At 73.4% G+C, this 22,822-nt stretch carries 19 protein-coding genes; 9 read left to right on the top strand and 10 right to left on the bottom strand.

Going from position 1 to position 22,822, the window contains the following annotated elements; translation table 11 throughout:
* Window positions 1–10: 10 nt before the first annotated feature.
* Together ACFYZ4_RS31925 and ACFYZ4_RS31930 are read right to left on the bottom strand one after the other, a co-directional pair.
* On the bottom strand, window positions 11–517 hold the full coding sequence (locus ACFYZ4_RS31925; protein ID WP_390785481.1) for a GNAT family N-acetyltransferase: 507 nt from the start codon (window positions 515–517) through the stop codon (window positions 11–13).
* Complete coding sequence (locus tag ACFYZ4_RS31930) at window positions 514–888, bottom strand: metalloregulator ArsR/SmtB family transcription factor (RefSeq protein WP_351290855.1); 375 nt, start codon at window positions 886–888, stop codon at window positions 514–516. The genes ACFYZ4_RS31925 and ACFYZ4_RS31930 overlap by 4 nt, the downstream gene beginning before the upstream one ends.
* A 113-nt stretch (window positions 889–1,001) precedes the next feature.
* On the opposite strand from ACFYZ4_RS31930, the gene ACFYZ4_RS31935 reads away from it, so the two are divergent.
* From ACFYZ4_RS31935 to ACFYZ4_RS31945, 3 genes are all read left to right on the top strand, one after another.
* Window positions 1,002–2,372 carry an NAD(P)-binding domain-containing protein gene (locus ACFYZ4_RS31935; protein WP_390785482.1) on the top strand — a complete coding sequence of 457 codons (1,371 nt, stop codon included), beginning with the start codon at window positions 1,002–1,004 and terminating at the stop codon, window positions 2,370–2,372.
* A gap of 78 nt (window positions 2,373–2,450) precedes the next feature.
* Complete coding sequence (locus tag ACFYZ4_RS31940; RefSeq protein WP_390785483.1) at window positions 2,451–3,134, top strand: class I SAM-dependent methyltransferase; 684 nt, start codon at window positions 2,451–2,453, stop codon at window positions 3,132–3,134.
* Window positions 3,135–3,141: 7 nt separating this feature from the next.
* Window positions 3,142–3,618 carry a hypothetical protein gene (locus ACFYZ4_RS31945; protein ID WP_390785484.1) on the top strand — a complete coding sequence of 159 codons (477 nt, stop codon included), beginning with the start codon at window positions 3,142–3,144 and terminating at the stop codon, window positions 3,616–3,618.
* Between the two features lie 71 nt (window positions 3,619–3,689).
* On the opposite strand, the gene ACFYZ4_RS31950 is transcribed toward ACFYZ4_RS31945, so the two are convergent.
* On the bottom strand, window positions 3,690–4,340 hold the full coding sequence (locus ACFYZ4_RS31950; RefSeq protein ID WP_390785485.1) for a fasciclin domain-containing protein: 651 nt from the start codon (window positions 4,338–4,340) through the stop codon (window positions 3,690–3,692).
* Window positions 4,341–4,460: 120 nt separating this feature from the next.
* Window positions 4,461–6,047 carry a molybdopterin-dependent oxidoreductase gene (locus ACFYZ4_RS31955; protein ID WP_390785486.1) on the bottom strand — a complete coding sequence of 529 codons (1,587 nt, stop codon included), beginning with the start codon at window positions 6,045–6,047 and terminating at the stop codon, window positions 4,461–4,463.
* A 290-nt stretch (window positions 6,048–6,337) separates the two neighbouring features.
* On the opposite strand from ACFYZ4_RS31955, the gene ACFYZ4_RS31960 reads away from it, so the two are divergent.
* From ACFYZ4_RS31960 to ACFYZ4_RS31985, 6 genes are all read left to right on the top strand, one after another.
* Window positions 6,338–7,345: a terpene cyclase gene (locus ACFYZ4_RS31960; RefSeq protein ID WP_390785487.1), complete on the top strand. Its 1,008-nt coding sequence runs from the start codon at window positions 6,338–6,340 to the stop codon at window positions 7,343–7,345.
* 247 nt (window positions 7,346–7,592) lie between these two features.
* Complete coding sequence (gene sigK / locus ACFYZ4_RS31965; protein WP_351290869.1) at window positions 7,593–8,189, top strand: ECF RNA polymerase sigma factor SigK; 597 nt, start codon at window positions 7,593–7,595, stop codon at window positions 8,187–8,189.
* Complete coding sequence (locus ACFYZ4_RS31970) at window positions 8,186–8,935, top strand: anti-sigma factor (RefSeq protein ID WP_390785488.1); 750 nt, start codon at window positions 8,186–8,188, stop codon at window positions 8,933–8,935. The genes sigK and ACFYZ4_RS31970 overlap by 4 nt, the downstream gene beginning before the upstream one ends.
* Before the next feature lie 65 nt (window positions 8,936–9,000).
* Window positions 9,001–9,519: a MarR family transcriptional regulator gene (locus ACFYZ4_RS31975; RefSeq protein ID WP_351290873.1), complete on the top strand. Its 519-nt coding sequence runs from the start codon at window positions 9,001–9,003 to the stop codon at window positions 9,517–9,519.
* Between the two features lie 112 nt (window positions 9,520–9,631).
* Entirely contained in the window at window positions 9,632–10,114 is a 483-nt protein-coding gene (locus ACFYZ4_RS31980) for a hypothetical protein (protein ID WP_390785489.1), read from the top strand.
* Window positions 10,111–10,977 (top strand): NmrA family NAD(P)-binding protein, encoded by an 867-nt coding sequence (locus tag ACFYZ4_RS31985; RefSeq protein WP_390785490.1) that lies wholly within the window; start codon window positions 10,111–10,113, stop codon window positions 10,975–10,977. The genes ACFYZ4_RS31980 and ACFYZ4_RS31985 overlap by 4 nt, the downstream gene beginning before the upstream one ends.
* A 72-nt stretch (window positions 10,978–11,049) precedes the next feature.
* On the opposite strand, the gene ACFYZ4_RS31990 is transcribed toward ACFYZ4_RS31985, so the two are convergent.
* The 6 genes from ACFYZ4_RS31990 to ACFYZ4_RS32015 all read right to left on the bottom strand — a co-directional run bounded on the left by ACFYZ4_RS31990 (window position 11,050) and on the right by ACFYZ4_RS32015 (window position 22,783).
* Window positions 11,050–11,865: a sulfite exporter TauE/SafE family protein gene (locus ACFYZ4_RS31990; protein WP_390785491.1), complete on the bottom strand. Its 816-nt coding sequence runs from the start codon at window positions 11,863–11,865 to the stop codon at window positions 11,050–11,052.
* 162 nt (window positions 11,866–12,027) lie between these two features.
* The gene (locus ACFYZ4_RS31995; protein WP_390785492.1) at window positions 12,028–13,398 is read right to left on the bottom strand and encodes a hypothetical protein; all 1,371 of its coding nucleotides are present in this window, start codon (window positions 13,396–13,398) and stop codon (window positions 12,028–12,030) included.
* Window positions 13,395–14,834 carry a hypothetical protein gene (locus ACFYZ4_RS32000; protein ID WP_390785493.1) on the bottom strand — a complete coding sequence of 480 codons (1,440 nt, stop codon included), beginning with the start codon at window positions 14,832–14,834 and terminating at the stop codon, window positions 13,395–13,397. Before ACFYZ4_RS32000 ends, ACFYZ4_RS31995 begins: the two co-directional genes overlap by 4 nt.
* Window positions 14,831–16,594 carry a hypothetical protein gene (locus ACFYZ4_RS32005; protein ID WP_390785494.1) on the bottom strand — a complete coding sequence of 588 codons (1,764 nt, stop codon included), beginning with the start codon at window positions 16,592–16,594 and terminating at the stop codon, window positions 14,831–14,833. The genes ACFYZ4_RS32000 and ACFYZ4_RS32005 overlap by 4 nt, the downstream gene beginning before the upstream one ends.
* Window positions 16,594–20,136, bottom strand: a complete 3,543-nt coding sequence (locus tag ACFYZ4_RS32010; RefSeq protein ID WP_390785495.1) for a hypothetical protein — start codon at window positions 20,134–20,136, stop codon at window positions 16,594–16,596. The genes ACFYZ4_RS32005 and ACFYZ4_RS32010 overlap by 1 nt, the downstream gene beginning before the upstream one ends.
* A gap of 1 nt (window position 20,137) precedes the next feature.
* The gene (locus ACFYZ4_RS32015; protein WP_390785496.1) at window positions 20,138–22,783 is read right to left on the bottom strand and encodes a hypothetical protein; all 2,646 of its coding nucleotides are present in this window, start codon (window positions 22,781–22,783) and stop codon (window positions 20,138–20,140) included.
* Window positions 22,784–22,822 lie beyond the last annotated feature (39 nt).

Genomic DNA, 22,822 nt, shown 5'->3' on the forward strand with positions numbered 1-22,822 from the left:
GGCGAGGCGTTCAGCTGATCCGCGGGCTGCGGCGCTCCAGCAGGACGACGTCGCGCCACACGCCCCGGTGGTGCCCGATCCGCTCGCGGGTGCCTATGACGCGGAAGCCGGCCCGCGCGTGGACGGCGAGGCTGGCGGTGTTCTCCGGGAAGATCCCGGACTGGATCGTCCAGATCCCGGCGGCCTCGGTCGACTCCACGAAGGCCTTCAGGAGCCGGCCCGCGACACCGCGGCCGCGGGCGGCGGGGTGGACGTAGACGGAGTGTTCGACGACTCCGGCGTACGCGCGGCGGTCGGAGACCCTGGTGGCCGCGATCCAGCCCAGCACCGTGCCGTCGGCGTCGAGTGCGGCGAAGCGGTGTTCGGGCAGCTTCGCGGCGTCGAACTCCGCCCAGGTCGGGGCCGTGGTCTCGAAGGTGGCGTTGCCCTCGTCGATACCGGCCCGGTAGATCGCCAGGACCTCGTCCGCGTGGACGCGGGTCAGTGGTGCGATGGTGACGGTGCCAGTGGTGGTCATGCGGTGGCCGGGTGGGTGAGGAGTCGGCCCATGGCCGCGAGGACGGACGGCTCGACCCGGTAGTAGACCCAGGTCCCGCGCCGCTCGGAGGACAGCAGCCCGGCCTCGCGGAGCTTCTTCAGGTGGTGGGAGACCGTCGGCTGGGAGACGCCGACGTCGGAGATGTCGCACACGCACGCCTCCCCGCCCTCATGGGATGCCACCAGGGAGAACAGCCGCAGCCGCACTGGATCGCCGAGGGCCTTGAACATGATCGCGGTCCGCTCGGCTTCCTCGGCCGTCAGCGGACGCTCCGACAGCGGCGGGCAGCACGCCGCCGGAGTTTCCGACGGGGGCAGTGACAGCGGCAGCGGCAACGCCTTCGTGGTCATGCGTCCATCATCCCTACAACTTCGACAGATGTCTATGTTGACGAACGTCGATATCTGGTGTCACGCTGGAATCCAGGACATCGACAACTGTCGAATCAAATGGGAGCCCCGTCGTGAACACATCCACCGAAGTCCTGCCCGTCGTCGTCATCGGCGCCGGCCCCGTCGGACTCGCCGCAGCCGCCCGCCTCGTCGAGCGGGGCATCGAGCCCCTGGTGCTGGAAACCGGGCCCGCCGCCGCGACCGCGGTGCGGGCCTGGTCGCACGTACGGCTGTTCTCCCCCTGGGGCGAGGTCGTCGACCCGGCCGCCGAGAAGCTCCTCGCGCCCACCGGCTGGGTCAGGCCCGACCCGGTCACCTATCCGTCAGGCGGGGACTGGGCGGAGCGCTACCTCCAGCCCCTCGCCGACGTACTCGGCGCGCACGTCCGCTACGACGCGACCGTCACCGGCGTCTCCCGAGCCGGCCGCGACCGCGTCGTCGACGCCGACCGCGAGAGCCGGCCCTTCGTCGTCCAGTACGAGACGGGCGGCGGACGGGAGCAGCGGGTCCTGGCGCGCGCCGTCATCGACGCATCCGGTACCTGGTCCACTCCCGGCCCGGCCGGCGGCAGCGGACTGCCCGCCCTCGGCGAGAAGGCGGCCCAGGACCGGATCTCCTACCGCGTCCCCGACCTCGACGACCCCGCCGTCCGGGCCCGATATGCCGGCAGGCGCACGGCCGTCATCGGCTCCGGCGCCTCGGCCTTCACCGCACTCGCCTACCTCGCCGATCTCGCCACGAACGAGGAGCGGGGCGCGGGAACGCACGCGGTGTGGATCCTGCGCCGAGGGATCTCCGGCTCCACCTTCGGTGGCGGTGAGGCCGACCAGCTCCCCGCCCGTGGCGCCCTCGGCCTCGCTGCCAAGGCCGCCGTGGACGGCGGGTACGCGGACGCGGTCACCGGATTCCGCACCGACGCCATCGAACGCGACGGCGACGGACGCATGGTGCTCGTCGGGGACGACGGCCGCCGCCTGGACCCGGTCGACGAGATCATCGCCCTCACCGGCTTCCGACCCGACCTCTCCTTCCTCGGCGAGCTCCGCCTCGGGTTGGACGCGCGCCTCCAGGCCCCGACCGCGCTCGCCCCGTTGATCGACCCCAACCGGCACTCCTGCGGCACGGTCTCCCCGCATGGCGTGCACGAGCTCTCCCACCCAGACAAGGGCCTCTACCTCGTCGGCATGAAGTCCTACGGCCGCGCCCCCACCTTCCTGGCCATGACCGGCTACGAACAGGTCCGCTCCATCGCCGCGCACCTCGCCGGTGACCACGAGGCCGCCGGGCGCGTCGAACTCACCCTCCCCGAGACCGGAGTCTGCGGCGGCGCCGGCCTCTTCGACCAGCCCGAAGCCGCGGATGACACCGGCGGCGGCTGCTGTGCGGCCCCGGCCACGCTCACCGTCGGCGTCGGCGCCCCGACCCGTTCCGGCGGCTGCTGACCGAAGCGACCGCGCGCGCCCGGGCGCGGGGCCGGGGAACGGCTGCGAACGTGCGCGGACGTCGGCTACCTTCCCGGGGTGGAGCACCAGGACGAGACCAGGGCGGCCTACGACGGGGTCGTCGAGCTGTACGCGTCGTTGTTCGCCGATCGGCTGGAGACGCAGCCGTTCGCGCGGGCCATGATCGGCACCTTCGCCGAGCTGGTGCGCGGGACGGGGAACCTGCGGACGGCCGACGTCGGCTGCGGTCCCGGACATCTGACGGCCATGCTCCACGAGTTGGGCCTGGACGCCTTCGGGCTCGACCTCTCCCCGGCCATGGTCGACCACGCCCGACGGGCCCATCCGGCGCTGCGGTTCGACGAGGCGCGGATGGAGGCCCTGCCGGTCGAGGACGGCGCGCTCGGCGGCGTGCTGGCCCACTACTCGATGATCCACACCCCGCCCGGGGAGCTGCCCGCGCTGCTCGCGGAGCAGGTGCGTGCCCTGGCACCCGGAGGCCTGCTCCTGGTCTCGTTCTTCGGCACGGACGGCCCGGACCCGGTCCGCTTCGACCACAAGGTGACGCCCGCCTACAGCTGGCCGGTGAACCGCTTCGCCGAGCTGCTGGCCGACGCCGGCCTCGTCCCGTTCGCCCGACTTCTCCACGACCCGGCCTCCGAACGGGGCTTCCTGGACGCCCACGTGATGGCCCGGCGCGGCCAGGTCGTCTCCGGTGGGTCGTGGAATCGGTTGGGCGTGGGCGAAGTCGTGCCGCGATGATGTGCGGGTGTTCCACGAAGATCTCAGCGAGTACGACTACCAGGACGAGGATGCGTTCACGGACAGGGAGTCGGGCTTCTATGCGCTGTGGTATCGCCCGGCGTACACCCGCCTGAACGTCGGTTGGCTGGAAGCCGGCAAGCCGTACGCGACGGGGACCGTCCCCACAGCGTTCGTCGAGAAGCTGAAGGCTGTTCAGGAGGTCCAGTGGATGAACGTCTGCCTTGGCGTCCACGAGTGCGACCTGTGTCCTGAGGACGAGGCTCCGGAAGGGAACGGGGAGGTACGGATTCCGGGCGGGCCCGGAATCGCTTATGCCGCTCCGTTCCTGATCACGCACTACGTCACCGCCCACGGCTACCGGCCGCCGCAGCCCTTCGTGGATGCCGTTCTCGCTGTCGATATCGACGCATGGGCCGCCGCACGGTGGCCCGACGTCCCCTTTCCCTGGGTTCCGGATGACGTGGAACGCATGCTGGAGTAGCGGTGAGCGAGGGTTACGTGGGCCCGGTACTTCCTTGCCTCGCGAGGAAGTACCGGGCCACGGCCGGGCTGCTACTTCGGCATGAGGACGGTGTCGATGATGTAGACGTTGGCGTTCGCGGTCTTCACGTTGCCGCACACCACGGCGGCGGTGCCGTTGACCTTGTAGGCCTCGCCGGAGCCCTTGGTGGTGACCATGCCCTTCTGCAGGGTTTCGAAGGAGCCGTTCTCCAGCTGCTTCGGGGTCAGCTCCTGGCCGACGACGTGGTAGGTGAGGATCTTGGTCAGCAGCTCCTTGTCGGCCAGGACCTTGTCGAGGTCGGCCTTCGGGATCTTCGCGAAGGCGTCGTTGGTCGGGGCGAAGACGGTGATGTCCTTGGCGTTGTTCAGGGTGTCCACGAGGCCGGCCTGCTTGACCGCGGTGACCAGGGTGGACAGCGCAGGGTTGTTGGACGCGGCGGTGGCGACCGGGTCCTTGGCCATGCCGTCGAAGGAGCCCGCCCCCTCGCGCGGTACGCCGGCACAGGCAGGGCCGAAGGGCTGGTCCGCCGTCATCGCGTCCCCGCCGGGGGTGCTCTCACCGGTCTCGGACGAGTTGCCGGCGGTCGCGCCGGGCGCGGTCTTGGTGTCGCTGGAGGCATCGGAGCAGGCGGCCAGGGAGAAGGGCAGCAGGACGGCTGCGGCCACGGCGATACCGGCACGGCGGATCTGAATGCTGTTCATGATCGGTTGCTCCTTGGGAGAAGGTTCGCATTGATGCGGTGGTCGGTGGTCGGTGGTCGGTGTTCGGTGGTCGGGGGGTTCTTGCCGGACCGCGCGTCGGGTGAGGCCGGTCCGGTGGTCTCAGGGGACGGTGACGAAGACGCTGTGCCAGCCGCTCGCCCCGTCGGGGATGGTCCGGGCGCGCTGCTCGGTCTGGACCGCTCCCGTGCCGTCGATGGCGCGGACTGAGAGGGTGTGCCCGCCCGTGGTGGCCTGCCAGCGGTGGGACCACTGGCGCCAGGTGTCGAGGCTGTCCTGGGCGGCGAGGTCGGCCTCCTGCCAGGGCCCGTCGTCGACGCGGACCTCGACGCGGGTGATGCCGCGGTGCTGGGCCCAGGCGACTCCGGCGATCACGACGGTGCCGACGGCGGGGCGGGCGAACGGCTTGGGGGTGTCGATGCGGGACTGGGTCTTGATCGGCGCCCGGCGGGCCCATGCGCGTTTGACCCAGTACGGGTCGTACGCGTCGAACGTGGTGAGCTCGATGTCGGTGATCCACTTGCACGCGGAGACGTATCCGTACAGGCCCGGGACGAGCATCCGGACGGGGAAGCCGTGGTCGAAGGGCAGGGGCTCTCCGTTCATTCCGACCGCGAGCATGGCGTCGCGTCCGTCCATGACGTCTTCGACGGGGGACCCGAGCGTCATGCCGTCCACGGAGCGGGCGACCAACTGGTCGGCCCTGCCGCCCTTCGACGGCGGCTTGACACCGCATTCGGACAGCAGGCCGGCCAACGGAACACCGAGCCAGCGGGCGTTGCCGACGTACGGGCCGCCCACCTCGTTGGACACGCAGGTGAGGGTGATGTCCCGTTCGATCAGCGGGCGGGCCAGGAGCTGGTCGAGGGTGTAACTACGGGGGCGGGGCACGCCCTTGCCGTGGACGCGCAGCGTCCAGGTGCCGGCGTCGACCTTCGGGACGACCAGGGCGGTGTCGACGCGGTAGAAGTCCCGGTTGGACGTCGTGAAGGCGCCGATCCCCGGAACCTTCAGCTGCGCCCCGGACGGAACCGGGGGAGCCGGTGAGGCGGGGGCGGGCAGGGTGAGACGGTCGCGGGAGGCGAGGGCGCCCCGGCCGCGCTGCCCGGACAGCGCGCGGCCCAGCGCACCTGCGCCGGTGGCGGCCACGGCCGTCGCGGTCGCCGCGGTGAGGAACCCCCGCCGGCTCCAGCCGCCCCCGGTGCCCTCAACACCCGACGGGGAGCCGGCGGGGGTGGCTTTGCCCGCCAGGACGTACAGGACGGCAGCGCCCGCGAGCGTGCCGACGAGCGAGGGCAGCACATCGGCGGCCCCTTCGGAATCGGGCCTGCTCAGGGCAGCGGCCGCGCCGACCAGCCCGAACACCAGCACCCCGGCCGCCCCCGCACGCCGATACCGCAGGGCCAGAACACCCAGGGCGACCGCGAACAGGGCCAACAGGAGCAGGATGCCGAGCTGGAGGACCAGCTTGTCGTTCTCGCCGAAGGTGCGGATCGCGAAGTCCTTCACCGCGGCCGGGGTCCGGTCGATGACGGCGCCACCGACCACCGTCACCGGTCCGGCGGCCGGCCGCAGCAGGCCGGCGACCAGCTCGGCCACGGCCAGCGCGGCGAACCCGGCCAGAAGCCCGGCCAGCGCGCCACGAGCGGCGCGGACGATGGTGGTGCGGAAGCTGCTCACACCCCGCATTCGGCTCCGCCCACCCGGCGGATTGGTCTGTCACCCGAACGAGTGGCGGCCCCCGCTGCGAAGGCCGTCTGGGCTTGACTGCGGGGTCCGCCTCAACTCCACCTCAGGCACAGTTGGTTGTCCATCCGGCGGCGGCACCCGTCGCTCGCGGTCGACGCCAAATGGAATCCAGCCACCATCTGGCCGGCAGTCGGCTGCGTCACGTCACGGAACCGGGAGATGGTGAGGTCCGTACCGGAGGCTGGTGGTGACTCCACCCGGCTGTGACCGGCTCGCTTCACGGAGGGCACGTGCCGCAGGACATCGAGTTCCACCTCCCCTTCCCGAGCTCCGTCAGCCCGGATCTGGAGGGCGCGCGGCAGCGCAATCCGGCGTGGGTGCGGCGGATGGGGCTGGTCGGGGAGGGCCGCTCGATGGAGTGGTACGCGTCGTGGGACATGCCGCTCCTGGCCGCCCACGGTTTCCCCTACGCCCAAGGCCCGGCCCTGGACGTGTGCACGGACGCGATGGCGTTCTTCTTCGTCTTCGACGACCAGTTCGACGGTCCGATCGGTCGGGACCCCGCCCGCGCCGCGACCGTCTGCCGGCAACTGATCGACATCGTGCACGGCGCCGCCCCGGCCGCGGGGGCGGATGCGTGCGCGGTGGCGTTCGCCGATCTCTGGGCGCGTTGCGGCGACGGCGCGCACCCGGGCTGGGTGGCCCGTACCGCGCACGAGTGGGAGTACTACTTCGCCACCCAGGCTCACGAGGCGATCGGCCGGCTCCGCGGCACTCCCGCCGACATGGAAACGTACCTGCAGGTCAGGCGGGGCATAGCCGGCACCGATCTGCCCCTGTCCCTGGGCGAGCGGGCCGCCGGCATCAGCGTCCCCGCTGCCGCCTTCCACAGCCCGCAGCTGCGCATCATGCGCCAGGCCGCCATCGACGTCACCTTCATGTGCAATGACGTCTACTCGCTGGAGAAGGAGGAAGCCCGCGGCGACATGGACAACCTCGTCCTCGTCGTCGAGCACACCCGGCGGTGCACGCGCGAGGAAGCCATCGCGGTCGCCCGCCGAGAGGTCGAGGGGCGCGTCGAGCGGTTCCGGGAACTCGCCCGCCAGGTCCCGGCCATGTGCCGACAGCTCGGTCTCACCAGCCGTGAGCGTACGGCCGTGGCCACGTACGTCGAGCTCATGGGGGCCTGGATGAGTGGCTACCACGCCTGGCAGACCCAGACCCGCCGCTACACCGGCGCACTGGAGACCATCCCCCACACCGGACCCGGCCACTTCGACGAGATCCTGGGAAAATGAGCGGCCAGGACCCCCTGGTGGCGATCGGGGGAACACGGCTTGCTCAGATGCAGACAATGTCCACCCATCCGCGAGCACTTCCGCTACGAAGTACGGGCAGAGATCCATACGGCCCTGTGGCGGGTCCGTCCCACCGGGGCGGGCCGGACCGCTCGAGGAGAAGGACTGCCATGCGATGGACACCCCACCCCGGGGCGGCCGGCCCCGGCCGCCCCTTCGCCTGGTCGCGACGGCCGGAGTCCGCCCGGTGAACCAGCCCCTCCCGTCCGGTGCCGCGGCGCACTCCGGCCGCGGTGACCTCGCCGACCTCGCCGGGGTCATGGAGAGGGTCGCCCACGGTGACAAGGAGGCCTTCTCGGCCCTCTACGACGCCCTCGCGCCCATGGTCTTCGGGATCGTGGTCAGGGTCGTGCGCGACCGGGCCCAGTCGGAGGAGGTCGCGCAGGAGGTGATGATCGACCTGTGGCGGCAGGCCGCCCGCTACCGGCCGGAGTCCGGCAGTGTGAGCACGTGGGCGGCGACCATCGCCCACCGGCGGGCCGTCGACCGGGTCCGCTCGGCGCAGGCCGCCGCCGACCGTGAGCACGCCCAGGCCGCCCGCGAGCACCGTACGGCGTTCGACGAGGTCGCCGAGCAGGTCGAGACCCGCCTGGAGAGCGAGCAGGTACGGCGCTGCCTGCGTGGCCTGACCGAGCTCCAGCGCCAGGCCGTGACCCTGGCCTACTACGGGGGCCTGACCTACCGTGAAGTCGCCCAAACGCTTCGCACGCCGCTTCCGACCATCAAGACACGCATGCGCGACGGGCTGATCCGGCTTCGCGACTGCATGGGGGTGACCGCGTGAAACACCACGCAACCGATGTCCATGACCTGGCCGCCGCGTACGGGCTCAACGCCCTGGACACCGAAGAGCGCGAGGAGTTCGCCGCGCACTTGCCCGGGTGTGAGACATGCCGGCAGGACACGGCCGACTTCGAGGCCACCGCCGCACGTCTGGCGGCCGCCGCGGCCCAGGCCCCGCCGGCCGCGATGAAGCAGTGGACGATGGCGACCATCGACGGCGTCCGCCAGCTCCCGCCCCGCGTCCCCGCGACCTCCCCGGTCTCCTTCCGCGGCCTGCTGCGCCGCAAGGCAGTCCCCCTCGCCCTGGCCGCCAGCCTGGCTGCGGCCGCGTCGTTCGCCGGCCTGGCCGCCTGGCAGAACCAGGAGAACCGGGAGCTCGAACAGCAGGCCCGGCAGAGCGAGCAGCGGCTCGACGCCGTGACTACCGTTCTGGCCGCTCCGGACGCCCGCACCGTCCACGGCCGGGCCGGCAACGGAGCCCTCACCACCGTCGTCGCCTCCGACCGCCAGAACAGGGCCGTCTTCACCGCCACCGGCCTGCCCGCCCCTGCCCAGGGCAAGACGTACCAACTGTGGCTCGACCACGGCGGAACCATGAGCCCGGCCGGATTCATCAGCCAGGACGGCACCGTCCTGCTCGACGGAAACACCGCCGACGCGCGTGCCGTCGGCCTCACCCTCGAACCCGCCGGAGGATCCCCGCAGCCCACCACCAACCCCCTGCTCCTGATGTCCATCCGCGCCTGAACCACCGTCGCGCCGGGCGGCGAAGGCGCCTTGCCAAGCGAGTAGTTAGCTGCCATATTACTTACATGACGCGGAATGAGGTCGACGGCGAGCTCCCCACCCTGGACCAGGCGAGGCAGCAGATCGAGCACTACGGCCTGGAGGTCGATCCGCAGGCGGTACTGGTCGCGGTGCGGCTGATCTCCGCCGGCGCGAGGGTGGGACGGGCGGCCGAGGCGCACTTCGCCCGGTTCGGTCTCTCGACGGGGCGCTACCGCCTGCTCGCCGACCTCGAAGCCCACGGCGGGGAGAAGTCGCCTTCGCGCCTCGCGGTCGACCTCGACGTCTCCAGGGCCACGGTCACCGGCCTGCTGGACGGCCTCGAACGCGAGGGCCTGGTCGCCCGGCGCCCGTCCGCGGAGGACGGACGCGGCACGGTGGCCATCCTGACGGCCCGCGGTGCGCAGCGCCTGCGCGATCTGGCACCCGAGCATTTCGGGCGGCTGGAGGCGATGGTCGGCGGGCTTTCCGTCGAGGAGCGCGCGGTGTTCCTCGATCTGCTCGCCCGCGTGGTGCGCGGCAGTGCGGCCCTGGCCGCCGACTGATCCGACGCGCGGCCGGTGTGGCCCCGCCCCTCCGGGCAGGGCCTTTCTTTTGCCCCGATAGTTAGCCAGCTAATTACATTCCCTACCTCACACGAGCGAGAAAGAGGCCGGCATGCCCGCAACGAAGGAAAGAACCAGCCGAAGCCGGGCGACTCCCCGGCCGTTCGTCCTGTGGCGCGAAGTGCTGACCGCCTACGCCGCCCCCGCACTGATGGCGGGCACCGCCGGAGTCCTCACCGGGCAGCGGGACCTGGCCGTGGCCGCCTGCACCTCCATAGCCGGCACCTCCGCCATGGTGGCGTTCCTGGTGGGTACCTGGCTGCGGCACGGCGGGCGGCCCCGACGGTGGACCATCGCCGTACCGGGCGCCGCCCTCACCCTCACCCTCGTCATCGCGGCCACCGGTACGGCAGCCCTGCTCGGGTGGTTCGCCGCCCAGTGGCTGCCCGCCCACACCCCCGTGCCCGCGACCGCCCGGCTGGAGCGGCTGCGCATCGACCTGCCCCTCTCCGCGGCCCTCGCCACCACCATCGTCACCCTGCGCTGGCGAAACACCACCGCCGGGCAACCCACCAGGAAAGAGGACACCCGATGATCGTCGTCATGGGAGCGACCGGAGCAACCGGCAACGCCCTGCTCCACAGCCTCCTCGCGCTCGGCACCCCCGTCCGGGCACTGACCCGCACCCCGCACGAGCCGATCCCCGGCGTCACCGGCGCACACCGCCCGCCCCTGGAAGTCCGGTACGCCGACGCCCGGGACCCCCACTCCCTGCGCACCGCCTTCGAGGGCGCGAGCCAGCTCTTCCTCGCCATGGCCAACAGCCCCGCCCAGGTCGAACTTGAAACCCGCGTCATCGACACGGCCGCCGACACCGGCATCGAGCACCTCGTCAAGATCTCCGCACCCGCCGCCGAACCCGACTCCCCGGTCGCCATCTCCCGCGGGCACCATGCCGTGGAGGAACACGTGCGGGCACTCGGGATGAAACACACCCTCCTGTACCCCTACGCGTTCATGCAGAACCTCCTGCGCCTGGCGCCGACCGTCGCCCAGGGCGTCATCCTCGGCGCGATGGGTGAGGCCCCCTGCAACTACGTCGACTGCCGGGACATCGGCGATGTCGCCGCCGCCGCGCTCACCAGACCCGACATCGCGGGCGGCAGCTACGTCCTCACCGGGCCGGAAGTCGTCTCCCACCCCGAACTCGCCCAACGGTTCAGCACATTGACCGGTCGTCGGGTCCGCTACGTGAACCTCGCCCCGGACGAGTTGCGCGCCGACCTCATCCACCGCGCCCACATGCCCGGCTGGCTCGCGGACCACGTGACGGAGATCCAGGAACTCGCCGTCGCCCGGCCCGAAACCCCCACCGATACCGTCTCCCGGATCCTCGGCCGCCCGCCCCGCACCCTCGACGCCTTCCTCCACGAAAACCGAGACCACTTCGGCCGCTAGCCCGACGGCCCACCCGACCCGGTGCCCGACCCGACCCGACCCGGGCCGGGCACCCGAGGCATCTCGGCCACGTCAGTGGTGACGGGCGAGTTTGACCGCGGAGACGAGGAGGACCAAGGCCAGCAGGGGGATGAGTACCAGGTCCGGGAACACGCCCAGGAGCAGCCCGCCCAGCACCGCACCGGCGACGGAACCCGCGACCATGACCAGGGTGAAGCGCAGGTTCGCGCCGAGCACCGCGAAACTGCCGTCACGGCTGTAGCGGGCGAAGGCCACGAGCATGGTCGGCAGGGACACCAGCAGGGAGAGGCTTCCGGCGGTCTTGATGTCGACCCCGAACAGCAGCACGATCGTCGGGATCAGCAGCTCGCCTCCGGCCACGCCCATGATCGCCGCGACCACCCCGATGCCGAACCCGGCCACGACCCCGCACGGCACCTGCGCCCACAGCGGCAGGGCCAGCGCGTCCAGGGGGGTCGTGTGCGTGACCACCAGGGCGGCCGCCATGAGCACCATCAGGGCGGCCAGCACTTTGTAGAGGGTCGCGCTGCGCATGCGTACCGCCCAGGTCGCTCCGACCCAGGCGCCCAGCAGGCTGCCGGCCAGCAGGTTGACCGCGACGGGCCAGCGTGCGGCCACCTCGGCGGCGGGGACCGCTGCCAGCCGGGCGGGCAGCGCGACCAGGACCACGACCAGGCTCATGGCCTTGTTCAGGATGACGGCCGAGAGCGCGGCGAACCCGAAGAGGCCGATCAGCAGGGGCAGGCGGAACTCCGCGCCGCCCAGCCCGATCATCCCGCCCAGGACGCCGATGGCCGCTCCCGCACCGAACACCACGGGTGTCGAGTGCTTCGAGCGGAGGGGAACGAGGTCCTGGGCGGCGGTCACGCCGGGCATCCTCGCCGGTGGCAGCCCCTGCCCGCTACGGCACGGTGCCATCTTCGGGTGAAGGCACCGGGTGTCCCCTCAGGCTTGGTCCGGACGTCCGAGCAGCGGCAATGCCGTCGCGGCCACCGGCGGGGGCCTGCGGCTGAGCCGTGCTTCCGGGGGTCAGGGTGTTGCCGAGCGGGCCTCCCGGGCGTCGCCGAAGTCCCACAGGCAGACCACGGAACGGTCACCGCCGGTGGACCGGACCGGGGCGTTCACCTCGGACAGGAACGAGGTCAGGTACGGCTGCCGGCCCGCCCACCGGGCCGCGAACCACGAGCCGACGTCCTCGCGCAGCAGCAGCTCGGCCATCGGCGGGCTGCACACCGCGAGGACGTCGCCGGGCAGCGTGGTCAGCCGGGCCCAGCCGACCCGCGCGGCGTCGGCGGGCAACCGCAGGGTGCGGTCGGGGGCCGACTCCCCGGGCGTGAACACCGCGCTCCACGCCCCGTCCCGCAGCCGCAGCAGCGCGCCGTCACCGACGCCGAAGGCCAGGTGCTCGCGTTCCCGGCCGTCGCCCAGCCGGGTCAGCAGCCCGGTCAGTGCCACCTCGATCGCCGCGTCATCGGCCTCGCCCCCCGGGCCCTCGCCCCGGGTGACCAGGCGCATCGAGTGCGCGACGCCCTGCAACGCCGTACGCAGCAGGGCACCGAGGGCGCCGTCGTCGCCGTCGGGCCGGTACAGCTCACGCCCCAGGCCCTCCCCGTACCGGCCGACCTGCGCGGCCAGGCTCCGGCAGGCGCGGTCGGCCGCCGACTGCGACCAGCGGCCGCGCGGGCTGCCTGCCGCCACCGCGCTGAGCAGCGTCGGCGTGGGGATCTCCTCGGCGAAGCGCAGGAGGACGGAGTCACGCCGGTGTTCACCGTCGTGCCGTGCGCGGTCGCCGCGCGCCGACGCGGCCCGCACCACCACCGGCCCGAGGTCGGCGCCGTCCACGCTGCTGTCGGCGGTCGTGTCCCGGCCCAGCGGCAACTGCCGGGGGATCGCCGGGGAGACGGGCTCGGGGCCCAGCGGACCCTCCGCGTGGGCCTCGGCATCCGCCAGACGCCGCTCCAGCTCGTGGATCCGGGCCAGGGCCTGGGTCTGGGTGTCGTCGCGTTCCCGTGAACGCCGTCGCACCTCTTCCTCCCGTTCCCGCAGCCGCGTCAGGAGCTCATCCCGTTCCTTGCGCAGCGCGAGGGCCTCCTGCGCGGCGGCGGCCGCATCGGCCGCCTGGGCCTGCGCCTCCGTGAGCAGTCCGCGTACCCGGCCGAGTTCGAGATCGCGGCCCTGCATCAGGCCGGTCGCGTGGTCCGCGGCCTGGCGGGCCTGCTCCAGCTCCAGGCGGGTGCTCTCCAGCGCGTCCAGGGTCTGCGGTGCGTCCCGCACCGTGATGGTCGGGGACAGGGGGAGGGGCAGCGGCCTGCGCCGCAGAACGGTCAGCCGCGCCGTGAGCGCGATGTTCGCTACGACGGACAGCACCAGGAGGACGATCAGCCAGGTCGTGGTGGTCATGGCGAAGAAGCTCCCCGAGAGTCGAACGGATCCTTGGTGTCGGTGTCTGTGCCAGCGCTGGTGGAGGTCTGTGCGCCGGGTGGTTCGAAGCTCCGTACGGCCCGCTCCGCCAGCGGCCCCGCGGCAAAGACCTCCAGCTCCTCCCACAGACGCTCGGCGTCGTTCTCCCCGGCCCGGGCCGGCCGCGCGCCCGCCGGACGGCGGCAGTCGAGCCGTACGCCGTGGAGCGCCGCACGGAAGCGACGCCGCGTCAGCTCCCCTCCGGTGCGGGCCACCCGGTCCAGCGCGGGCCCCAGCACCGTGTCGCACAGCTCCGGCATCCCGGACATCGCCCAGTCCGCCCGGGCCTGTTCCAGCGCGGTCGCGGGCCGGCCCCGCGGCCGGCGCAGGATCCGCAGCGCGTGCTCGGCCTCCGCGACCGCGACGGCGTGTACGGCCAGGTCCCGCGCCGCGGGCCCGACGGTCACCGGCGTCCGGCCGCGCAGCCAACTGCCCAGCGCGGCCGTCGCCTCGGGGCCGCGCCGCCCGGCGGTGGTCGCGACGAGCACCACCTCGGCCCGGTCCCCGCCCGGCCGCCCCCGCTCCAACAGGGTCCGGAACAGGGCGGGCAGCGGCTCCCGGCCCGCCAGCGCGGTGTCCGGGGCGGCGGCCAGCACCAGGTGCGCGGCGTCCAGCACCTCCGCCAGGTGCGCCGACGGCCCGCCGCCGGGCGGTACGGGCAGGTCGGTCACCTCGATGCGCGGGCGCCCGCGGCCGTTGACGTCGGCGCCCGCGCCCGGCCAGGGCAGCGGGTCACCGTGGAACAGGAACGGGAGGCGCACCGGGACCTCCACCACCGCGCGCGCCGGTCCGGGAGCCGGGCCGGCGCCCGCCGCCGTGACGTCCTGGATGCGCCGCCAGGCCCGTTCCACCGCCTCCTGGCCCACGTACCGGGTCCGGAAGAACGTCCGCTGCCGCTGCGCCGCCCGCACGCGCAGCCAGGCGGCCGTGCCACTCCGTGCCAGTTGCGCCCGGCCGAGGTGCTCGGGCCGGGCCAGCAGCGCCCTCGCCAGCCGGTTCAGCGCCCGCACCTGTGCCTCGGTGAGCCGCAACAGGGGCAGGTCGGCGGGCTCGTGGACGTACGTGAGCGGTACGAGGTCGCCCGCGCCGGGCGGTCCCGGCGGGCGGACCCCGGTCAGGAGCGGCACCAGCCGCTGAAAGGAAGCCGGGCCGGAGCCGGGGCCGGGGCCGGCGTCCGCGCGCAACACCGCCACGCGCACCGTGACGAGCGGCCCGCCGGCCCCGTCGCGCGCGGCCGCGTCGTACACGGCCGCGATGTCGGCCACGAGCTGCGGCGAGAGCCCGTTGCCGCGCCCCGTCGCGGACGCGCCGAGCAGCTCGCCGACCTGCCGGGCCCGGCGGTCCGCGCCGGACGGTCCCGTCCCGCCGGCGCTCACGGGGCGGCCTGCCGTCCGTACTGCGTCACCGGGCGGATGACGACCCGGCCCTTGCGCTCGTTCCTGGTGTAACTGCTCTTGGGCTTCAACGGCGTCCACACCACCCACTGCACCAGCGGCTCCTCGGCCTGGCCGACGCCCGGCACGGTCTGCTTGACGGCGTACGACTCGAGGTCGTGCTTGCGCCACTGGCCGACGGGCTTGAGTACGAGTTCGTACCCGGCGCTCTCGGCCAGCGGTGCGAGGATCCGCGAGACGGCGGTACGCCACTGCCACCACCAGCTGCCCGGGGCGGCGGGCCGTTCGTGCACCAGCCCGCCGAGGACCATGTCGAGGTTGTGGGCGGCGCCGAGCCGGCCGTCGGCCGGCCAGCCGCTCGCCTGGGACGAGCCCGCGCTGCCGAGCAGCCGGTCCAGGTGCTGGCGGTAGCGCACCCGCTCGTCCTGCGGAGCCAGGCTGGACGGCTGCTCCTCGACGAGCGCGGCGACGTGGAGTTCGGGGTCCAGTTCCACGAGGCGGAGCGCCTGGTCGGCCCGTACGGCCCACGCCAGCCGGGGGTCCATGGACGGCAGGTCCATGACGGCGCCGGCTGTTGTGCCGAGGCTCAGCAGGACCTCCGCGGGGACGCGGGAGGCGGCGGTCCGGGGGGACACGATGGTGAGCGGGACGCGTTCGGCCGGGTAGAGGCCCTGCGGCAGGCCGGGCACGATGACGTCCGGATCCGCGGAGTCCTCGGCGGTGACGGCCAGCCCCGCGGCCGCGGCGGCCTCGTCGGCCCGCGCCCGCCATTCCGTGCGGGGGGCGGCGGGCAGCCGGAGCAGGGCCATGTGGACGCGCTGCCAGGTGGCTGCGATGCGGGCGGAGGCGGGGGCGGTGGCCGGGGGGCCGGCCGTGGCGGACTGCGGCGAGCGGGGCAGGTAGCGGATCTGCTCGGCGAAGAGTTCCGCTTCGAGCAGGCCGAGGGCCTCGGCGAAGCCGGCCAACGGGTCGGGGGCGGGCTCTGCCTTGGCCGGCGCCCCGGCCTCGCCGCCGGTTCCGGTTCCGGTCGTGCCCGGGCGGGTCGGGGCATTGCCGGTCGTTGCCGGCTCCGTTCCGTTGACTGCGGTGGCCGTCCCGCCGGGTTCGGCTGCCGCCGCGCCGGCCGAGCCCGTTGCGGAAGGGCCCGTCGGGGCCGGCCCGGCGGCCTGGTCGGTTGCGACCTGTCCCAGGGGGCCTGGACCGGTGTTGCCGGGCTGCGACTGCGTCGTGCGTGCGGGGTCGGCCCCCGAGGCGCCCGTCCCGCCGGTACCGCCCGCCCCAGTCGGGGCGCGGTCGGGATCGGTGCGGTCCGGATCGATGCGGTCCGGATCAGTGAGGTCCGCCGCGGCCGGCGGGCCGGCTGCGGCCGACGGCAGCTTCGCCCCGGGGCGGGCCACGGCTTCGGCGGCACCCGCCAGGCCCGCGGCAGGACGGTCCACCGCGGCGACCACCCCGCCGCCAGGCGGCGGACCGGCGGCGGCTGCCGCCGCCCACAGGGCGAGCTGCAGTGCGGTCCGTGCCGCCTCGAACTGGTCGAAGAGCTCCTTCGCGTCGTTCGCGTACGGCGGCTGGTGGCGGCCCGCCTGCCCCAGCTCCTCCCAGCACCGGTCCAGCGCGCCGAGCATCGCCTCACGGCACTCCGACGGGGTGGCGAGCACCACGGCCGCCGCCTCCGCGAAGCCGCTCAGCGGCGCCCACACCGCTTGCGCGCCGGCCGGTACGCCTTCGTCCGCGCCGCTCATCAGTGCCTCCCGCTGTTCGGGTCCCAGTGGTGGTTGAAGTCGCTCTGCGGCGGATCCATCCGCCGCCCCAGCACCCGCCCGGGATACCGCTGCACCTCGCGCAGCGTCTCGGCGGGCACGTACGGAACCACGCCGCGGTGCACCCGCAGCCGTCCCCGGGCGTCGAGGGTGGCGTGGTGCCGGCCCTGCTGCGCCGCGCTCAGCCGGCCCAGGAACACCGGGTCGCCGTCGCCCCGGTCCAGGTGGAACTCGTACGTGTAGGTGTGGTTGGCCTCCAGCGGCGGGACCGGGATCGCCGCGACCCGGCCCGGTAGCGGCAGCTCGTCGGCGTCGACGGTTTCGTGGAAGGACTCCGGCAGATAGCCGGCGGCAGCCGACTGCCGGCCGTCGTCCCCGAGGACGACGGTGACTCCGGTGGCGCCGGTGGCAGCGGCCGGCTCCGTCGCCGGGAACACCTCGGCCAGCTGCCGCACCCCGTTCTCGTCCACGCCCGTCGCGACGCAGATCCGGCCGGGCACCGAGCACTCCGGCAGCTCCGGGTCGAAGGACAACCCCGGTACCAGCCCGTCGAGTTCCAGCCCCAGCCCGCCGACCAGCAGATGGGCCGGACCGTTGCACAGCAGGATCGACGCGACCAGCCGGTGGTCCATCTCGATCTGGTAGCGGACCCCGCGGCCGCTGCCGCTCGGCGGGCGCCACACCGAGGCGAGCGGGTCGAAGCCCTCGTCCTTCGCCGTCAGCGCGAGGTCGAACACCCCCCACTGGATGGAGTCACCGGAGCCGATGTCGCGGTGCAGCTCCACGACCCGGCTCAGCGCGTTCCACCCCGTACGCACCCCCAGCCGGCCCGAGGAGTCCAGCTCGATGAAGGGATCGCCCGCCCACAGCAGCGGATTGACCCGGCCCATCTGCCCGACCGGGCCGAAGTCGCAGGGCAGGCTGGAGAACAGGCCCTGGAGCCTGATGTCCAGATCGCTCATCCGGATCGAGCCGCCGGTGCGCCCGCTCTTGCTGTTGTTGTGTTCGATCTGCCCGGCCCGGTTGCGGACCGAGTGCGCCCACGCGGCCCCCAGGGAGGTGGCCTGCTTGGCGAACTCCCGCTCGACCGACAGCTCCGTGGCCTCGTGCCAGCCCAGCCCGGCCCTGCCGTCCGCCTCGTCCTGCCGCAGTGCCGCGACGACCTGCTCCTGGATCTGGTCGAGGGCGCTGGTGCGCCCCGACAGCACCACCTGGTCGAGCACCGGCTCCGGCAGCGGGTCCAGGCCCTGCTCCGCGCGCTCCGCGTTCTCCTCGTGGATCCGGCGGAACGAGCCGCGCACCAGATCGGCGCCCAGCTTCGCCGCCCGCCGCAGCACCGGCCGCATCAGCTTGCGGAACTCGCCGGCATCGAGGGTGATCGGGCCGCTGACCGTACCCAGGGAGTGCGGCGCGGCCCGCAGGATCGCGTCCACGTCCTCGTGCTTGAGGACGGCGTCCGTGGCGCCCGCCGCTCCCAACTCCCGCTTCTTGCGCTCCGCGAGCCGCCACAGCAGCCGGAAGCGGGTGGAGCGGGCCTCCCGCTCGGCCGGGTCGCCCACGCCGGCCCAGTCCGTGGGCAGGCACTCGGACAGGATCTGGCGGATGTCGTCGGCGACGATCGTGTCCAGCTGGTCCGCGGCCTGTTCGGTGACGGTCTCGGCGAGCGCGCGCCGCTCCACCCGCGCGCCCTTGCCCGTACCCGTACCCGCCGCATCGGCCGCCGTGCCCGTGCCCGTCGCATCCTGCGAGCCGTCGTGCGAGCCGTCCTCCTGCTCCTGGCCGGGCGAGCGCAGCTCGTCCACCAGCCGGGCCTTGATCCAGTACAGCACCTGGAGCGTCAGCAGGTCCCCGCCGAGCCGCTCGTGGCCCGTGGAACCCAGCAGCTCCGGCTCCAGCCGGTAGTCGCGGCCCGCGACGAACTCCTGTTCGCCGGTGAGCTTCGGGGTCTGGTCGACCAGCGTCAGCCGCAGCAGCGCCACGTCGGTGGTACCGCCCCCGATGTCGATCACCAGCATGATGCGGTGCCAGGTCGGCGGATCGTCCCCGACCCGGCGGCACCGCGCCCGCAGCGCCTCCAGGCCCGCGTTGAGGTTGTCGGTCAGGTCCCGCATCAGGAAGTACAGCCCGGCGGCGAGGCCCTCGTCGTAGTCCATGACGGTCATCGGGCCGCCCAGAGCGTGGCTGACCAGCTCCCTCAGCCGCTCCTTGACCTCGGGCAGGACCGTGGTCGGATACGTCACCACGACCGTCGGCACCCGGCTGATCGTGCCCAGCGCCGGGTTGTACGTGGTCGCCTCGGCGCCCTCCACCAGCAGCCAGTACATGTGCTGCGTGAGGTGGTCGGCGGACAGGTCGCTGCCCGCCACCGGCTCCGGCTTGAGCTGGAGAGCGGCCCGCTTGATCCCCGTCAGCCCGCGGGTGTCGTCCCCGCACAGCTCGAAGCGGCGCGCCCGCGGGTCCTCGGGCACCTCCCCGCCGGGGTACTCCCGCTCCCGCTCCCGCATCGCGCTGGCCGGGGCGTGGGTGCGCTGCCCGGTGCCGTCCGGGTAGTCGACGGGCCGGATCCCGTGCCGTTCCAGCGGCGGAGTGCCGATGACCGTCGCATAGCCGGCGTGCAGCCGCCGGTTGAGCCACTGCCGCAGCTCCGGGTCCGCCTGCTCACGGATGCTCTCCACCCGCAGCATCAGCGCGTCGGCGGCGTCGGCGTCCGCGACCCGCGCCAGTGCCGCGCTCCCCGTGATCCCGGTGCTGTCCCGGCGCGGCAGCGTGACGGTGCCCGCGAGCAGCGCCCGTACCTCCTCGCGCCAGGCGGGCGGCGCGTCGGCGGGCGGCCCCAGCAGCTCCTCCAGCATGGCGGACAGGGACCTCGCCTGGGCCGGGTCGACCAGCCGCTGCTTGACCTTCTTCTCGTCGTGCAGGGTCGCGGTGGACGCCGTCGTGCCGAAGTCCACGACGACGAACTCGTGCTGGTGGCTGCTGCCCGCCAGGTCCCGCAGCGAGAGGTACTCGTCCTCCTCGGGCACCTGCGGGACCGGGCCGGGCTCCTCGCCCGGCGGCGCGAACTCCAGCATCACCGCGCCGTGCGCCGTCTCGGCGCCCTGCGAACCGGCGTAGTCGACGCTCCAGTAGACGTCCAGCCGCAGCGGCTCGCCGTCCGGCGCCGCCGCCGGCCCGGTGTCGGGATGCACCAGGGCCGTGGGCAGCAGCGCGTCGGAGGACAGCGTCCGCGGCCCGTCCACGGTGATCGGGGCGAACTCCTGCGGCACCCAGCAGGCCTGGAGCGCGTAGGCCAGCTGAGCGGGGATCAGGCTCCCGCTCTCGGCCCGGATCTCGATCCGGGCGGGCAGGTGGACCGTGACGACCGCGCGGCCGCCCGCCTCCTGCTCCTGCTCCAGCACCACCTCGGGCAGCGGGATGCCGTCCGGGCCGGCGTAGAGGCGGAAGTGCTTGCGGCCCAGCGCGACCACCCCGGAGGCGGCGCCGGTGTGCGGGGCACGGAAGGTGATGTTCAGTGCGGCGCTCATGTCAGTCGGTGCTCCAGGCTCGGATGAGGACGTCGATGGGCTGGTCGGGCTCGGCTCCGTCGTCGTCGCCGTCGTGCGGTGCGGCGGAGGAGGCGAAGGACGGACGCGGCGGCCTCACTTCCGTCTCCTTGGGCAGGTACTCGCCCGCCTTCGTGTACAGGTCGACGAGGTCCTTCTCGATCAGGGCGAGGGCGCGCCCCAGGTACTCGGTGACCATCCGGGCGGCCGCGTCCGCCGTGTGCTGGCGCAGCTGCACCACCAGCAGCGGATGCCGCTCGCGCTCCTCGGACTGCGGGTCGAGCAGCGGCATCCGGTGGTGCCAGGGCAGGGCGTGCGGGGAGCGGGCCGGGAACCGGGCCTCCTGGTCCCCGGGGGTGGGGCCGGGGGAGGAGAGCAGCTCGGTGATCCGGTCCGTGGCCGTCACCGGATCCAGCGCCGTCCACAGGTGGTCCAGTTGGTCGTCGGCCTTCTGCGCACTGCCGCGCAGCCGCGTGAACAGCTCGCTGAGCGCGGCGTCGGTGGCTCCCTCGGCCATCCAGGCACGCAGCGGTGCGAACTCCTCGCGCCAGTACGCCGCCCAGTTCTCGAACCAGGTACGCAACTGGTCGCGGCCCTCGTCGGTACGGCGGTCGACCAGCGAACGGAACTTGTCGAGGAAGGTCTCCGAGGAGTCCGCGGAGGCGCCGTCGGTACCGGTTCCGGTGCCCGCCGGCGTGGCGGCGGCCACCGCCGCGCGGCCCGGACGCTGCTTGATCGGGATGCCCTCGCTGGACGGCGGCTCGCTGCGGGGCACCAGATGGTGCCGGTCCCGCTCGGCCCGGCCCAGCAGCTCCTGCCACTCCCGCCAGTCGAACACCTCGTCGCGCACCGCCTCGGCGGTCTCGTTCCGCCGGGGCGGCCGCCCGCCCCCCTCCTGCGCGTCGGGCCCGCCGTCCGGCCCGCCCGGCAGGCCCCCGTCGCGCAGCGCGTGCAGGGCGGGCAGCATGCGGTCGAGCAGCCTGCGGAACTCCGTCAGCCTCTGCGACAGCTCCCGGTACTCCTCCGACCGGCCGCCGCCTCCCGCCCGCCGCACATGCCCGCGCAGCACGGTGAGTTCGCGCGCCAGCTTGTGGTGCGAGCTCTGCGCGCGCTCCAGCTTCTGGGCGAGCCCGTGGCGCCGTACGTGGTTCTCGATCAGCGTGCGCAGTCGCGTGATGCCGCCGTCCTCGTCGTACGCGCGCAGCCGCGGCGTCCACGCGTTGGCCGGTTCGGCCGCCGCCAGCCGGGCCGCGATCGGCTCCCACCGCCGGGTGCCCGGCGGATCCAGGTCGCGCAGCGCCGCGCTGATCCGGTCCCGGGTCTCGAGGGAGGTCGCGGTGTACGAGAGCTCGTGCGCGCGGATGGCGCTGACCGAGGACACCACGACGATGCCGTCCTCGCGCTGCGCCACGAACTTGTTGCCATAGACGTGGACGCCGTTGATCTCGGCGGCGTGCGGCAGCAGCTTCTCCAGCGGCAGCGGTCCGTCGGGGTACTGGCTGAGCGCCGGCGGCTTCGCAAGGTCGAAGGCGTTGGCGGCGACCAGGGCGGCACTGGCCAGCGCCTGCGGCTGCCGCCCGTCCTCGGTCAGCATCTCCCAGAACGCGGAGGCGCCCTTGGACTCCGCCCGCGAGGCGCTGAGCACCAGCAGGATCGTGTGCACGTTCACCAGCTCGCGGCGGCTGAGGAAGGTGTCCCGCCCGTACGAACCCGCCGCCCCGATACCGGGGAAGTCCAGCAGCCGTACGGTGTGGTCCTCGGCCGTGAGCCCGCCGATGTCCCAGTGCTCCGGGGACAGCGAGACCTGCTGCGTCACCCGCTCGATCAGCGGGAAGGCCCGGCGCAGCGCGTCCGGCGCGGTCTTCTCCTGCTTCAGCTGCGCCATGTCGAAGGGCTGCACGGTCCGCTTGGGCGGCGTCTGCGGAGTGCGCCGGGCCGCCTCCAGTACCAGGGCCGCGCGGATCGACTCCGTGGCCACCCCGATGGGCTTGCCCAGCAGGTCCCGCTGGCTGAGGGCGGCGTCCCGGATCCGGCACAGCTCGGTGACGGCGTCCCGGTGCGCCGCGGAGATCGTCTCGTACGCGACCGGGCCGGTGGCCGACGGCCACAGCCGCGGGTACCAGGCCTCGAAGGGCGCCCAGCCGCGCGGGTCGGTGACCGGGTTGTAGCCGCCGAGCATCTCGCCCGCGCCGAGCTTCGGCTGCTTGGCGTCCAGAGTGGCGACGAGTTCGCCGAGGATGGCGCCCACGCAGGCGGCGAGCTGCTCCTCGTCGAGGAAGGTGATGTCGGTGGTCGACGCGACGGCCGTCGCGCTGCCCGGTGCGCCGCGCGTCAGCTCCAGCACGGTGATGTTGCCCGTACTGGGGGCGGCCTCGACGGGCAGCAGGTCGGGCTTGCCCAGCAGGGTGCCGAGGAGGAGGGACTTGCCGACGGAGTACTCCCCGACCACGCCGATGGTGACCGGCGCGTCGAGCCGGGAGGCGAGTTCGCCGGCCAGTGCCTGGACACGGTCCCGTGACGCGTGTGCCTCGGGTGTGTCGGGGACGTCCTGCTCGCTGAGCATGGTCAGGGTCTGCTGGGCGAAGAGCCGGAGGTCGGTGAGGCTCAGGTTTTTCGTCGTGGAGGTCACAGCGATCCACACTCCGTCGAGGCTGTCGGGCCGTTGGGC

The organism is Streptomyces sp. NPDC001513 (genome assembly GCF_042894695.1).
In the GTDB taxonomy this organism is placed as follows: domain Bacteria; phylum Actinomycetota; class Actinomycetes; order Streptomycetales; family Streptomycetaceae; genus Streptomyces.

Coding starts and splice junctions, on each gene's coding strand:
- ACFYZ4_RS31985 (WP_390785490.1), top strand. CDS start 10,111: ATGATCGTCGTCATGGGAGCGACCGGAGCAACCGGCAACGCCCTGCTC.
- ACFYZ4_RS32005 (WP_390785494.1), bottom strand. CDS start 16,594: ATGAGCGGCGCGGACGAAGGCGTACCGGCCGGCGCGCAAGCGGTGTGG.
- ACFYZ4_RS31975 (WP_351290873.1), top strand. CDS start 9,001: ATGACGCGGAATGAGGTCGACGGCGAGCTCCCCACCCTGGACCAGGCG.
- ACFYZ4_RS31995 (WP_390785492.1), bottom strand. CDS start 13,398: ATGACCACCACGACCTGGCTGATCGTCCTCCTGGTGCTGTCCGTCGTA.
- ACFYZ4_RS31955 (WP_390785486.1), bottom strand. CDS start 6,047: ATGCGGGGTGTGAGCAGCTTCCGCACCACCATCGTCCGCGCCGCTCGT.
- ACFYZ4_RS31950 (WP_390785485.1), bottom strand. CDS start 4,340: ATGAACAGCATTCAGATCCGCCGTGCCGGTATCGCCGTGGCCGCAGCC.
- ACFYZ4_RS32010 (WP_390785495.1), bottom strand. CDS start 20,136: ATGAGCGCCGCACTGAACATCACCTTCCGTGCCCCGCACACCGGCGCC.
- ACFYZ4_RS31930 (WP_351290855.1), bottom strand. CDS start 888: ATGACCACGAAGGCGTTGCCGCTGCCGCTGTCACTGCCCCCGTCGGAA.
- ACFYZ4_RS31980 (WP_390785489.1), top strand. CDS start 9,632: ATGCCCGCAACGAAGGAAAGAACCAGCCGAAGCCGGGCGACTCCCCGG.
- ACFYZ4_RS31925 (WP_390785481.1), bottom strand. CDS start 517: ATGACCACCACTGGCACCGTCACCATCGCACCACTGACCCGCGTCCAC.